11 protein-coding genes are annotated in these 13,714 nt (G+C 50.3%); 7 read left to right on the top strand and 4 right to left on the bottom strand.

Annotated elements, in window-relative coordinates; genetic code table 11:
- Nucleotides 1-66: 66 nt before the first annotated feature.
- Entirely contained in the window at nucleotides 67-2,775 is a 2,709-nt protein-coding gene (gene acnA, locus WFJ73_RS02430; protein ID WP_336771538.1) for an aconitate hydratase AcnA, read from the top strand.
- 58 nt (nucleotides 2,776-2,833) lie between these two features.
- Here acnA and WFJ73_RS02425 read toward each other — a convergent pair whose 3' ends face one another.
- From WFJ73_RS02425 to aroC, 3 genes are all read right to left on the bottom strand, one after another.
- Complete coding sequence (locus tag WFJ73_RS02425) at nucleotides 2,834-6,514, bottom strand: rhamnogalacturonan lyase family protein (RefSeq protein ID WP_336771536.1); 3,681 nt, start codon at nucleotides 6,512-6,514, stop codon at nucleotides 2,834-2,836.
- Between the two features lie 266 nt (nucleotides 6,515-6,780).
- Entirely contained in the window at nucleotides 6,781-7,464 is a 684-nt protein-coding gene (locus WFJ73_RS02420; RefSeq protein ID WP_336772117.1) for a TerC family protein, read from the bottom strand.
- 108 nt (nucleotides 7,465-7,572) lie between these two features.
- The gene (gene aroC, locus WFJ73_RS02415) at nucleotides 7,573-8,628 is read right to left on the bottom strand and encodes a chorismate synthase (RefSeq protein WP_336771534.1); all 1,056 of its coding nucleotides are present in this window, start codon (nucleotides 8,626-8,628) and stop codon (nucleotides 7,573-7,575) included.
- Between the two features lie 107 nt (nucleotides 8,629-8,735).
- Here aroC and WFJ73_RS02410 point away from each other — a divergent pair, with 107 nt between their 5' ends.
- The 4 genes from WFJ73_RS02410 (at nucleotide 8,736) to trhO (WFJ73_RS02395) (ending at nucleotide 11,801) form a co-directional block, all read left to right on the top strand.
- Nucleotides 8,736-9,629 carry a LysR family transcriptional regulator gene (locus tag WFJ73_RS02410; protein ID WP_336771532.1) on the top strand — a complete coding sequence of 298 codons (894 nt, stop codon included), beginning with the start codon at nucleotides 8,736-8,738 and terminating at the stop codon, nucleotides 9,627-9,629.
- Nucleotides 9,630-9,730: 101 nt separating this feature from the next.
- Entirely contained in the window at nucleotides 9,731-10,651 is a 921-nt protein-coding gene (gene trhO, locus WFJ73_RS02405) for an oxygen-dependent tRNA uridine(34) hydroxylase TrhO (protein ID WP_336771530.1), read from the top strand.
- 6 nt (nucleotides 10,652-10,657) lie between these two features.
- Nucleotides 10,658-10,912: a DUF1450 domain-containing protein gene (locus WFJ73_RS02400; protein ID WP_015843630.1), complete on the top strand. Its 255-nt coding sequence runs from the start codon at nucleotides 10,658-10,660 to the stop codon at nucleotides 10,910-10,912.
- A 4-nt stretch (nucleotides 10,913-10,916) separates the two neighbouring features.
- Nucleotides 10,917-11,801: an oxygen-dependent tRNA uridine(34) hydroxylase TrhO gene (gene trhO / locus WFJ73_RS02395; RefSeq protein ID WP_336771525.1), complete on the top strand. Its 885-nt coding sequence runs from the start codon at nucleotides 10,917-10,919 to the stop codon at nucleotides 11,799-11,801.
- 52 nt (nucleotides 11,802-11,853) lie between these two features.
- Here trhO (WFJ73_RS02395) and WFJ73_RS02390 read toward each other — a convergent pair whose 3' ends face one another.
- Complete coding sequence (locus WFJ73_RS02390; RefSeq protein ID WP_336771523.1) at nucleotides 11,854-12,381, bottom strand: GNAT family N-acetyltransferase; 528 nt, start codon at nucleotides 12,379-12,381, stop codon at nucleotides 11,854-11,856.
- A 149-nt stretch (nucleotides 12,382-12,530) separates the two neighbouring features.
- On the opposite strand from WFJ73_RS02390, the gene WFJ73_RS02385 reads away from it, so the two are divergent.
- Nucleotides 12,531-12,905, top strand: coding sequence for a MerR family transcriptional regulator (locus tag WFJ73_RS02385; RefSeq protein WP_336771521.1), 375 nt, complete (start codon nucleotides 12,531-12,533; stop codon nucleotides 12,903-12,905).
- The gene (locus WFJ73_RS02380) at nucleotides 12,902-13,663 is read left to right on the top strand and encodes an SDR family oxidoreductase (protein ID WP_336771520.1); all 762 of its coding nucleotides are present in this window, start codon (nucleotides 12,902-12,904) and stop codon (nucleotides 13,661-13,663) included. Before WFJ73_RS02385 ends, WFJ73_RS02380 begins: the two co-directional genes overlap by 4 nt.
- The last annotated feature ends 51 nt before the right edge of the window (nucleotides 13,664-13,714 follow it).

The raw sequence follows: 13,714 nt of genomic DNA, 5'->3' as shown, positions 1-13,714 counted from the left end.
TGAAATAGAGTTTCACAGAATGAAACAACAAAATCGTCAACATCATTCAAGGAGGAATACCCGAACATGGCAAATCAAGACCACTATTCTGTACGGTCGAGCTTGGAAGTCGGCGGCAAATCCTATGCTTACTACAGCCTTCAAGGTCTGGAAAAACAAGGACTTGGCGACATTTCCAAACTTCCATTTTCGATTAAAGTATTGCTCGAAGGCGCTGTTCGTCAATTCGACGGCCGTGCTATCACAAAAGAGCATGTAAAACAACTCGCTGATTGGGCGGCTAACCGCGACGACAAAGAAATTCCTTTCATCCCTTCCCGTATCGTTCTGCAGGACTTGACCGGCGTACCGGTTGTCGTTGACCTTGCGGCAATGCGCGAAACGGTTAAAAAAGCAGGCGGCGACCCTAAAAAAATCAACCCGCTTGTACCAGTCGATCTCGTAATCGACCACTCCGTAATGGTTGACGCATTTGGTTCCCCGGATGCGCTTGAAATCAACCAACGCATCGAGTTCGAACGGAATGCAGAGCGCTACCGCTTCTTCCGTTGGGCACAAACGGCATTCGATAACTTCCGTGCGGTTCCGCCGGATACGGGTATCGTTCACCAAGTCAACCTCGAGTACCTGGCATCCGTTGCAGCTACAAAAACCGTTGACGGCGAAACATTCGTATTCCCGGATTCCCTCGTAGGTACGGACTCCCATACAACTATGATCAACGGTCTTGGTATCGTTGGCTGGGGCGTTGGCGGTATCGAGGCTGAAGCTGGTATGCTTGGCCAACCGCTGTACTTCGTAACTCCGGAAGTTATCGGCTTCAAACTGACTGGCAGCCTGGCAGAAGGCGCTACGGCGACAGACCTTGCCCTGACTATCACTCAAATGCTTCGTAAAAAAGGCGTTGTCGGCAAATTCGTCGAGTTCTTCGGTTCCGGCTTGTCCAACATCAGCCTTCCAGACCGTGCAACGGTTGCCAACATGGCTCCGGAGTACGGCGCAACAATCGGCTTCTTCCCTGTTGACGCAACTACACTCGACTTCCTGCGCCAAACTGGCCGCACAGAAGAGCAAATCGAGCTGGTTGAAGCTTACTACAAAGCGCAAGACATGTTCCGTACGGACGCAACTCCGGACCCTGTCTTCACTGAAGTGGTTGAGCTCGACCTGTCCACGGTTGTTCCTTCCCTTGCTGGTCCTAAACGTCCGCAAGACCGTATCGAGCTGACTTCGATGAAGGACGCTTGGAACGAAATCGTTCGCAAGCCAGTCGACAAAGGCGGTTATGGCCTGACTGACGAGAAAACGGAAGAAGTCGTTACCGTTAACCACGCTAACGGCAAAGTAAGCGAAATGAAAGCTGGCGCTGTCGTTCTGGCCGCTATCACAAGCTGTACGAACACTTCTAACCCTAGCGTAATGGTAGGCGCAGGCCTTGTGGCGAAGAAAGCTGTCGCTCGCGGTCTCGTTAAGCCTGAATACGTGAAGAGCTCGCTGACTCCAGGTTCCCTGGTTGTTACCGACTACCTCGTAAAAGCTGGTCTGCTCGAGTCCCTCGAAGCACTTGGCTTCCACGTTGCTGGTTACGGCTGTGCAACATGTATCGGTAACTCCGGTCCATTGCCCGAAGACGTAAGCCAAGCAATCGCTGACAACGACATGACTGTTGCTGCCGTACTGTCCGGTAACCGTAACTTTGAAGGCCGTATCCACGCGCAAATCAAAGCGAACTACCTGGCATCGCCGCCGCTTGTTGTTGCTTACGCGCTGGCTGGTACAGTTAACATCGACTTTGCTAGCGAGCCAATCGGCTTCGATCCGCAAGGCGAGCCTGTCTTCCTGAAAGACATCTGGCCAACGAACCAGGAAATCGCTGACGCGATGAGCGCTTCGCTGTCCCCGGAAATGTTCCGTGCGAAATACGAAAATGTATACACGCAAAACGAACGTTGGAACGCTATTCCGGTACCGGAAGGCGAACTGTACGAGTGGGATCCAAAATCCACTTACATCGCTAACCCGCCGTTCTTCGACAGCCTTGCTGACGGCATCCGCGACGTTGAAGACATCAAAGCAGCAAAAACTTTGCTTGCTCTCGGCGACTCGGTTACAACCGACCATATCTCGCCTGCAGGCAGCATCCGTCCAGATGCTCCAGGCGGTAAATATCTGATCGCAAACGGCGTTGAGAAGAAAGACTTCAACTCCTACGGCTCCCGCCGCGGTCATCACGAAGTTATGGTTCGCGGTACATTCGCGAACATCCGTATCCGTAACCACATGGCTCCAGGCACGGAAGGCGGCTTCTCGACTTACCAGCCTACTGGCGAAGTGACTTCCGTATACGATGCTTCGATGAAATACCAAGCGGACAAAACAAACCTGGTTGTACTCGGCGGTAAAGAGTACGGTACAGGCAGCTCCCGTGACTGGGCAGCTAAAGGCACGTTCCTCCTCGGCGTTAAAGCCGTTATTACGGAGAGCTTCGAGCGTATCCACCGTTCCAACCTGGTTGGCATGGGCGTTCTTCCGCTCCAATTCCAAGCTGGCCAAGGCTGGCAGGCGCTTGGTCTGACAGGCTTCGAAACCTTCGATATCGTTGGTCTGACGAACGATGTTCAGCCTGGTGACCTGGTATCGGTTATCGCTACTAAAGAAGACGGTTCCCAAATCGAATTCAAAGTTATCGTACGCCTCGACTCCCTCGTGGACGTTGACTACTACCGTAACGGCGGTATCCTGCAAACGGTTCTGCGTCAAATGATTAAGAACTAATTTATTCTTTATTACAAAAAGGTGAGCCCTCGCAGGCTCACCTTTTTTTATTTATCTCCTATCCCTTTGTGCCGGACTGATCGTGAGGCACAATAACCGTTACGGACTTCTCCGTTACGTTGCCCGCTTTGTCTTTTGCCGTGTACTTGATCGTATACGTACGTCCATTCTTGCTGCCGGACATCTCTGCCCTCAGTTTAAAGGCTTGATCTAGCGTACCGAATTCAGCCCCTTGAATATCCGCATTCGCTCCTTCTGCAAGCTTCTCGTTGCTTGTAATGGAGGTTAATACGACCGAATCGACGCCTGACACAAGGTCCGTGCTTTTTACAACGGCTTTTACGTCAACCAGCTTATGATTAGCCGGCCATAGCTCCGTTTTATCCAGTACTACACTTAGCTCAGGCGCTGACTTATCGATCTGGATCTTTACGGTATGCGGAGCTTCCGCATTCCCCTTGTGATCTTCGCTCCAATAAACAAGGGTATGGACACCGTCCTCCGTTATTTGAACGGAAGTCCCCTTCTGCTCAGCTCTTCCGTCCAACGTATAATAAGTAGCGTCAACGCCGGAAATGCTGTCATTCGCCGTTAAGTTTACCGTCACGTTATGATTAACCCAACCTGCCGGCGCATTATCGGCTGTAGCTGGAGCCGTGTTGTCGACGAGGTAAATGTTCGGAGCATCCGGCTTCTCCATTCCGTTACCGAGGTAAAAGCTTGTATGCGGCGGTTGGTTATAGCCGGTGTTCTGCCAAGCTACCCCTAATCGGTATACCGGATCATGCATCAGCGTGCGGATCTTCTGATCCGTTACGTCCGTCGTTGTATAAATGCGAAGCGCGCTGCTGTCTTCCGTCCTGACAACCACCTCTTCCCTCCAGTCCCCAAGCAGATCGGCTTGCAGAGACGGGTTGCCTTTTGTTCCGTTATTGGAATACGTCCCGGTAAACGTCTCTAACCGGACAAGCGAGCTATTCTCGTAGTCCCATTTGTCGATCTTCGGCACGCCATTGCCTGTTGCAGCGTTCCAATCATGATCAAGCAGCTCGCGGCTTAAATCGCCGTCCCACCAGATCGCAAAGTTAGAGGTTGGGATTTGGGTAGAAATTTTGGTACCTTCCGCGTTAAACATAAAGCCGCTTGAGTTACTTTCCGTTGCGGCCGACTTCGTGGCGTCAATGGCCCAGGACTCTTCCCCCTCGTATCTTGGATCCACGTCCGCGGACAAGCCACGACCGGTATCCGCGCCAATCTGGGGCTGTCCGTATAACGGCTTCCCTGTCCGCGCGTCAATCATCGTTGCCGAATACGGAGCGCCTGTCTCCTCCTGCACCGTCCACAGCTCTAGTCCAAGATGGGAAGGAATCAGATCGCCGAGATGCATGGCGTCGCCATGGCCCAGCTTCGTATTCCAAAATAAAGTACCGTCGTCGTTAATAGCCGTATTGCCGGTTACGATCTCGTCCTTGCCGTCCGCATCGATATCCGCCACGCTCAGCTGATGGTTGCCTTGTCCGTAACCCGGATTCGGAGAGTCAAACTTCCACAGCTTGCTTAGTTCCCCGTCTCGCCAGTTGTACGCCACCAGTACCATCCGCGTATAATAGCCGCGCTGCAGGATCAAGCTTGGATGCACGCCGTCCAAATAAGCAATCGCTGCTCCAAAACGGTCAATCCGGTTGCCGTACGTATCCCCCCAATCTCCGATATTGCCTCTTGGCGGATCATAGTCCTCCGTATCCAGTGCCTTGCCTGTCGCACCTTCAAAGATCGTGAAGAACTCCGGCCCGTCAAGGACGTAACCGCTTGAATTTCGGTAATCGGCAGCTGCATCGCCAATCACGGTTCCATTGCCGTCTACCGTTCCGTCGGCGGTACGGGCTGCCACCTCCGCTTTGCCGTCTCCATCCAGGTCATACACCATCGGGTGCAAATAATGGGCGCCTGAACGGATATTCGGACCCATGTCGATTCTCCATAGGCGCGTACCGTCCATTTTGTACGCATCCAAATACGTATTGCCGGTAATACCCGCTTGGGAGTTGTCCTTCGAATTGCTTGGATCCCACTTCAATACGATTTCGTATTTACCGTCCCCGTCCAGATCGCCTACGGATGCGTCATTCGCGCGGTAAGTGTACGCTTCGCCAGCGCTAGTCACGCCATCGGCAGGCTTATCCAGCGGTACGTTCAAATAATTCGTATTCCAAGGCTGTACCGTTTCGGACGGCGTTTGCTCCTCACCGTTCACAACGGCCCGGATGGAATAAGACGAATCCGCATTTCCATCCTCATCCACATAGTTCGTACTCGATTGAATCAGTGCCGAGTTTATTTTTAACCCGTCACGGTATACGTTAAAGCCGATATTATCCGGTTCCGTGCCAAGGAATCGCCAAGAGAGGAAGACATGTCCATCCTGCTCTACGGCAACAAGCCCGCGATCCAAGTCCTCCATCTGCCGGGCCGGCAGCAGCTGCGGCTTGGCTTTCACGGTTAAGGGAGCTGATTCTGTCAGCTCTTCTCCCTCATACGCGTAAACACCCTTGACGTTAAACGTATACTCCGAACCATTATCAAGGCCTTCAACAGCTGCGATATACATTCCTTTTGGCGCCGTAGCGGCCAGTGTCTCCGTACCGTCTTCATTAACGATGTAGATATTGGCCTCTTTGTAAGCCGGATCAATCGGAGCCTTCCAGCCTATCAGCACCTTGCCGTCATGGCCTTCCGCGGCCACATCCGTTACAACGGGAGCCTTGTCCAATTTTTTGACATTAATCGTGTAAGTACGGGCTACATCCGTATATTGCTTGGAAGCAACCGTAATGCTCACGGGCGATAAAGCTCCGTTAATCGGCACATCAATCGAGGAACCGCTTTCAACCGTTGAATGACCAACGCTCACTTGAACGCCTTCCGTATAACTTGCCGTTGGCGTTACGGTCAGGACGCTTGCGGAATAAGGCACATCGATTGTGTAGTTGTTATTTGTCGGGTCAAAAGCAAAGGAAGGAGCATAATCGCCGGCTTTAAGCTGAACATTGGCCAAAGCCAGATCAAGCGCCGTAACTTTCATATTCGCCAGGTTGTACCGGCCTCCGCCCGCATTGGTGAAGAAGCCGAAGCTGCTGATCCGTTCTCTGGCGCTGTAGAAGTTTTCACTGGAGTTAACCGTATTGCCTGTATTTAAATCTTTGATCGATAAGGTATATTTTTTCTGCGGAATATTGTAAACGAACGTAAACCGGTACCAATGCGTTGTGTCATACGTGACAAGGGTTGGTCCGTTTTGCATTTTGATCACGCCGCCATCCATCACCATACGGGTAACGGCTGCGTTTGTGGCGTTGACCTTCCCTTCCATGACCCAGAAGGTTCCGCCTTTGCTTGTAGGCATATTAAGGTCAAATTGCAGAATCATGCCTCCGCTCTGAGGAGTAAACCGTTGACCGAAATAAGAGGAGCCGGTCAGATCATGGCTGATTGCAGCGTATTGCTGATTGGTATCTGGATTGTTAACAACCTCGACAACCGGTGCCGTTCCTTCCTTCGTCCAATTGTTACCGCTTCCAATTGTAAGCGCGCCAATAGGATAAGCAGAGAAATCTTCCTCAACAACAGCCGTGTCTGCGGCAAGTACAGAAGTAACATGAAGCGGTACGAGTAAGGTAGAGAGTAAGCATATAAGGAGAAGTTTTGCCAAAGGATGTCTGCGGCGTTTGGCCTGCATCATTTTCAACCTCCAATTCATAGTAACAATCATAGGTAAAGATGGGGAATCCGTCTGCTCCTCCTTTCTTATCCTGTTGACTAGTACCTGTTACCTGAATTTCACGGTATGCTTATCTTGTTGAATTCCGAACCATGCCCATTATAAGGGAACAACTGGGAAATCTCTATGCAAATATCAGGGATAAAGGTATAAAAATCAGTGTATTCATTTTTGAAAGAAAAACAAAAAACCGACATTAGAGCCTGTCCGCTCTAACATCGGTTTTTCTATTCGTGTGCAGCTTGAGGATGCTTCTTCTTCCATTCGTTCGTCCAAAGTCCTGCGCCAAGCACCGCAACAACAGCAATGGCGATCACCAGCCACTTAACGACCTGATTTTCTTCGAACCAAGCCTTCCACGCCGGCTCATGAGTAATCATCTTTGAAGCCGTATAGGCCAGCACGGCCGAGCCTGCATAGATGATCCAAGGGAATTTGCTGAGCAGCTTGATAAACAAGGTGCTTCCCCATACCACAATCGGAATACTGATAATCAGACCTATAATGACTAACAACGTATGTCCTTGAGCGGCGCCCGCAACGGCAATTACGTTATCCAGCCCCATTGCCGCATCCGCTACAATAATCGTCCACACGGAAGCCCAAAGCGTACTTCCTGCCTTAATGTTCTCATGATCTTCTTCCTGCACAAGCAGCTTGTACGCGATCCAGAGAAGAATGACTCCTCCCGCAACAAGCAGCCAGGGAATCTGAAGCAAATACACAACCAGCACGGTTGCAACGATCCGAAGCAGAATAGCCCCGAAGGTACCATACAGGATGGCTTTCTTCTGCGTCTCCTTCGGGAGCCGTTTTGCCGCCATCCCAATCACAATCGCATTATCGCCAGCGAGAATAAGATCAATAAATACAATGGACAGTAGTGTAGTCAGAAATTCAAAAGGCGTCAAGTCCAATGTCCAATTCCCCTTCTTTCTTGCTTAATAAACCATAACATCCATCATTATAGTTTATTTTTTACGAGGGATGTAATATTTATTGATAAAATAAATTTAATGTTAATCATGCAAAGCCGTATGGCGTTTGTACAAGTCTTCGAGCACCATGCAAGCCATGGCTTCCACTACCGGCACAACGCGCGGGCAGATGCACGGATCATGACGTCCCAGCGTTTGGATCGTATGCTCGTTGCCTTCTTCGTCAACCGTTTGCTGCGGAAGCGAGATCGACGACGTTGGTTTTACCGCGATACGGAAAATGATATCCTGCCCCGTGCTGATGCCGCCAACAATCCCGCCGGCATTATTGGTCAAGAACCCGTTTGCATCCATCTCGTCGTTATGTTCGCTGCCGAACATGGTTGTTGCCGCAAATCCTGCGCCAAACTCAACGCCCTTAACCGCGCCGATGGACAGCATCGCTTTCGCAAGCTCCGCGTCCAGCTTATCGAATGCCGGCTCGCCGATACCCGGCTTCACGCCGCGGATAATGCATTCCACCACGCCGCCGCAGCTGTTGCCTTTAGCCGCCAGATCCTCCACGAGCGTTACCATTCTTTCCGCGGCGTTCAGATCAGCTGCGCGCATCGGATTTTTCTCGATAACGGATTCGTCGAACGTCTCGCATTTAATGCCGCCCGCTTCTTTCGTGTACGCAACGATGGATACGCCGCGGCGTTCCAGAAGCTTGCGCGCGATAGCGCCTGCAGCCACGCGGCCCGCCGTTTCCCGGCCCGAAGCCCTGCCGCTTCCGCGGTGATCGCGGTGGCCGTATTTTTGCACGTAAGTGAAATCGGCATGACCCGGACGGAACAACTTGCGGTTCGCCTCGTAGTCCTTGGACTTCATGTCGGTATTGTTCAACATAACGGCCAGCGGAGCGCCTGTTGTTTTGCCTTCGAATACACCGGACAGGATGCGGATAATATCATATTCTTTGCGGGGAGTCGTAACCGAGGACTGACCCGGCTTGCGGCGGTCCATCTGTACTTGAATATCCGCTTCCGTAAGCTCTACCCCCGGAGTAACGCCGTCAATAATAACGCCTACTGCCTCGCCATGCGATTCGCCAAACGTGGTCATTTTGAAATGAGTGCCAAAGCTGCTTCCTGACATATGAAAAACCAACCTTTCTCTTTTGACTATATGGATTAATTTTATTATAATTTCAAATGTGCAATAAATGAAATCACAATTCAATAGCCTTGCGATAGAGAGGGTTTATGCCAAACAAATTAAATAGCTTAGAAAGCTACCGGATTTTTTTGTACACGGCAAGGACGGGCAACTTCACGAAAGCCGCCGAAATTCTTCATGTCACCCAGCCATCGGTCAGCTATGCGATCAAGCAGCTGGAGGATTCCTTTGGCGTGAAATTGTTCGACCGCGGCTCGAAAGGCGTAAAGCTTACCATTGAAGGCAAAGCGCTGCTAGACTATATCGAGCAATCCTTCCATCTTATCGAACGCGGGGAACGCAAGCTGCTGGAGCTTGCCAACTTGCATGGAGGCGATCTTCGCATCGGAGCAAGCGGCCCGATTATCAAGCATATTCTGCTTCCTTATATAGATAAGTTTCATGCCGAGCATCCGAATGTGCGCATTCGTCTTCAGCAAAGCAAGACAAACGAGATCTCCAAGCAGTTAAAGGAAGAGAATATCGATCTTGGCTTTGTCCATTTGCCGTTTGACGATCAGGAATTGGCTATTCGGCCACTGATGTCCATTCAAGACTGTTTCCTTGTCGGAGAGGCTTATAAGGAGTTGGCGGACAATGCGGTCTCGGTCCGCGAGCTGCTGAAGCTTCCTTTATTATTGCCTACGGCAGGCAGCAGTACACGGCTCTTTGTCGAGCAATGGCTCGCCGGTCACGGCATCTATAAGGAACCGGACATTGAGCTGACCAGCACGGAGATGATTATCGAGTTCGCGCAGAGGGGGTACGGCACCGCTTTTCTTACCCGCCGGTTTGCCCAGCAGGAGCTGAATAACGGAACGTTACTCGAGGTGAAATTAACGGAGGCTTTGCCTTCCCGAGCTATCGGCGTTGTTACCCGAAAAGACGCTACTTTGCCGACCAGCTCGTCCATTTTCCTCAAAGAGGTAATGAACCAATGAATTGCCATGAATGTTCAAAAGAATGCCTTGGAATCCTTGTTGACTAAGTGATTTAAGAGTTTTAACATATAATGATAATCTTATATAATGGAGCGTTAGACATGAGCGAAAACAAACCTTACCGTATCCTTTTGTACTATAAATATGTTCACATCGACAACCCTGCCGAGCTTACGGCGGAGCATCTTCAATTCTGCAAGGATCTTGGCGTTAAAGGCCGCATCCTGATCTCCGAGCAGGGCATCAACGGCACTTGCTCCGGCACGATTGAACAGACGGATGCTTACATCGCGCATATGCGCCAGAACCCGCTGTTCGCCGATATGGTATACAAGATTGACGAATCCGAGGGTCATGTGTTCAAGAAGATCTTCGTCCGTCACAAGAAAGAGCTCGTTACCCTTCGTTACGACAAAAAGCTGGATCCAAACGTCCGCACGGGCAAGCATTTGTCGCCGAAAGAGTTTCACGAGCAGCTTCAGCAAGATGACGTTATTATTATCGACGGACGCAACGATTATGAATATGATATCGGACACTTCCGCGGCGCGATCCGTCCAACGGTCGAATCCTTCCGCGAATTCCCGGAATGGATCCGCAAGAATCTGCCGGAAGACGCGAAGAACAAAAAAATTCTTACGTATTGCACGGGCGGTATCCGCTGCGAGACGCTGACCGGCGTTCTTCTTGAGGAAGGCTTCTCGGATGTTAATCAGCTGGAAGGCGGAATCGTAACTTACGGCAAGGACGAAGAGGTAAAGGGTCATCTGTGGGATGGCAAATGTTATGTATTTGATGAGCGTATCTCCGTGCCAATCAACCGGACGGACGAAGATATTATCGTCGGTAAATGCTACCACTGCGGCAAGCCGGAAGACCGCTACATCAACTGTGCGGACGACCTCTGCCATCGCAAGCATATTTGCTGCCCAGAGTGTGAAGCGGAGCATGAAAGCTACTGCGCGCCGGAATGCAAAGTGAATGACGAAGCACGCAAATTGAAAGTTCTTTCTGGTCGGTGATTAATTATGGGACTAGGGTTAGTTGTTGTTGAGGTATGTACCCGCAACGAAATGGCACTGCTGCCTCTTGAGGAGCTTGAGGAGAAATTTCCGGAAGCGGCGGTCATGCGCACGGATTGCCTCAATATGTGCAATCTGTGCCGCGCAAGGCCTTATGCGATGGTGAATGAGAACCGGATTTACGCGGGCACCAAGGAAGAATGCCTCAAGCAGGTGGAAGAAGCCGTGCAAGAGGAAATCAAACAGTTTTTTGGAGAGTAACCCAATGACCGAAAATAAACCTTACCGCATTCTGCTTTATTATAAATACGTGCATATCGAGAATCCCGAGCAGGTAACGGCCGAGCATCTTCGCTTCTGCAAAGATCTTGGCGTCAAAGGCCGTATTCTCATTTCCGATCAAGGCATTAACGGCACTTGCTCCGGCACCACCCAGCAGACCGATGCTTATATGGCGTATATGAACGAGCATCCTTTATTTAAGGATATCACCTACAAGATTGACGAGTCCGAAGGACATGTGTTCAAAAAGCTGTTCGTCCGCCATAAGAACGAGCTTGTTACTTTGCGCTACAAGAAAAAGATGGATCCGAATGTTCTGACGGGCAAACGGCTGTCTCCGAAGGAATTTTACGAGCAGCTTCAGCAGGATGATGTCATTATCATCGACGGACGGAACGATTACGAATACGATATCGGACACTTCCGCGGCGCAATCCGTCCTACGGTAGAGTCGTTCCGCGAGTTCCCGGAATGGATTCGCAAGAACCTGCCGGAGGACGCGAAGAATAAGCCCATTCTTACGTACTGCACCGGCGGTATCCGCTGCGAGACGCTGACTGGCGTTCTTATGGAGGAAGGCTTTACGGACGTAGCCCAGCTGGAGGGCGGTATCGTCACTTACGGCAAGGATGAGGAAGTAAAAGGCCGCTTATGGGATGGCAAATGCTACGTATTCGATGACCGGATTTCCGTGCCGATCAACCGGACGGAAGAAGATGTCGTCATCGGCAAATGCCATCATTGCGGCAAACCGGAAGACCGCTACGTCAATTGCGCGAATGTGACCTGCGACAAGCGTCATATCTGCTGCGAGGAATGCGAAGGGGAGCATAATCGTCATTGCTCGGAAGAGTGTAAACCGCATTAATAACGAGCGCCGCAGGATGATTCCAGCGGCGCTTTTTTTGTCTAATGCTTGATTAACTCCTCGAGGATAGCTCTTTCACCATATAGATCAACAGCTCATCATCCACAAACACGTCCGTGCCGGGTTTAACCTCGACATTATGGTAGGTCAGCCCGTTGCCGTCCATGACGTATCCCCGTTTACCGTACAATCGTTGGGCATTACCGTAATCCTTATATAATCCGACGCCAAGTCCAATATATTTGAACGATTCCGATGTTTTGCGCTCGAGCTCGTCCAGCAGCATGCTGGCGATCCCCTTTTTCCTGTACTCTTGAAATACGTTTAAATCGTTTACTTCCGGTATCTTCCGTTCGGCAAAATACGGGTATTTGGACTCGTAAATCAGATGACAGCAACCCGCCAGCTTCTCCCCGCAAAAGGCCATCAACGTTATTCGTTTCCCTGCAAGGTTCTCTTCCAAGCATCTGATATAATAATCGCCTTGCCGATACCACGGAAAATGCGCGGCAAATTCCTTATTCAACGTCTCGGCCTCGTCCAGGCTGGATAGCTGTCTCAGTGAGATGCTATTAGTCATTTCAATACACCTCCATGTAGAAATAAGCCGTATGGAGTATTTTACCATGCCTTTGAAAAGGCACAATAAATTCTTTTTTTATTCGCTTGACTTAAACCAAGGTTTAAGTCGTATGATATTCCCGTCGACAACAAATTGGAGGACTCCAAATGAACTATTATTCCATTGGTGAAGCTGCTGCCAAATTAGATATACCGGAATCAACGATTCGTTATTATGAGAAAAAAGGGCTGCTCCCGCTAATTGAGCGTGATCATGCCGGCAGAAGGTTATTTTCGGAAAATCAAATGACCTTGCTCGGAACGGTCATGTGTCTAAAAAACACAAATATGCCTATCCATGATATCAAGCAATATATCGATTGGGTCATTGAAGGCGCAAGCACGGTGAGTCTTCGTCTTGACATGCTGAACAAGCATAAGCAGACAGTGCTGGCGCAAATGGCTTTAATGACGGAATCCCTTGAGGGAATCGAAGTAAAAATACAACGTTATATCAAACAAACCCAGGAGGCGTTAATATGAAACTTTCAGGAAATACGATACTCATCACAGGCGGAAGCACGGGAATTGGATTAGCATTCGCGGAACGATTCATGAAAGCCGGAAATACGGTTATTGTAACCGGACGGCGTGAGCAAGTACTCCAAGCCGCGCAAGACAAGCTGCCCGGCCTTATAACCAAAGCTAGCGATTTGAGCAATGAAGCGCAGCGGATTGCCCTGTTTGATTGGGTGACCACGAATTATCCGGCGACCAACGTATTGGTTAACAATGCGGGGATTCAGCAGCGTTTCAACGTATTAAAAGCGGATGTAAAGAACGATTGGGCGTATTTCAATAAAGAATTGACAACAAACATTGAAGCGCCCTTCCATCTTGCGATGCTGTTTGCTCCGTTTTTTGCGGAAAAAGAGAACGCGGCCATTATCAATGTGACATCCGGTCTGGCCTTTACGCCATTCGCCATTGCACCGATCTATTCTGCTACGAAGGCTGCACTTCATTCCTTTACGATCAGCTTGAGACATCAGCTCTCGGCGACTTCCGTAGAGGTCATCGAGGTTGCCCCTCCGGCCGTTAATACCGATCTGGGCGGCGCGGGTCTCCATTTTCACGGCGAACCTCTCGATGCCTTTGCCGACGGCATCTTCCAAGGACTCCAGGAAGGCAAATCCGAGATCGGCTACGGCACCTCGGTAGACCGTCTCCGTATGTCCCGCGACGATATCGACAAATACGCCGAGAACATGTACCAAGCCACCAAAAACATGATCGAATAACCAACCAATCCTGCTCACCCGCAAAAACTAACTAACAAAACAAAGGAGCTG

The organism is Paenibacillus sp. MMO-58, from assembly GCF_037146255.1.
GTDB lineage: Bacteria > Bacillota > Bacilli > Paenibacillales > Paenibacillaceae > Pristimantibacillus.
Note: the sequence above shows the minus strand (reverse complement) of the source record. Positions and strands in the feature narration are given on the sequence as shown.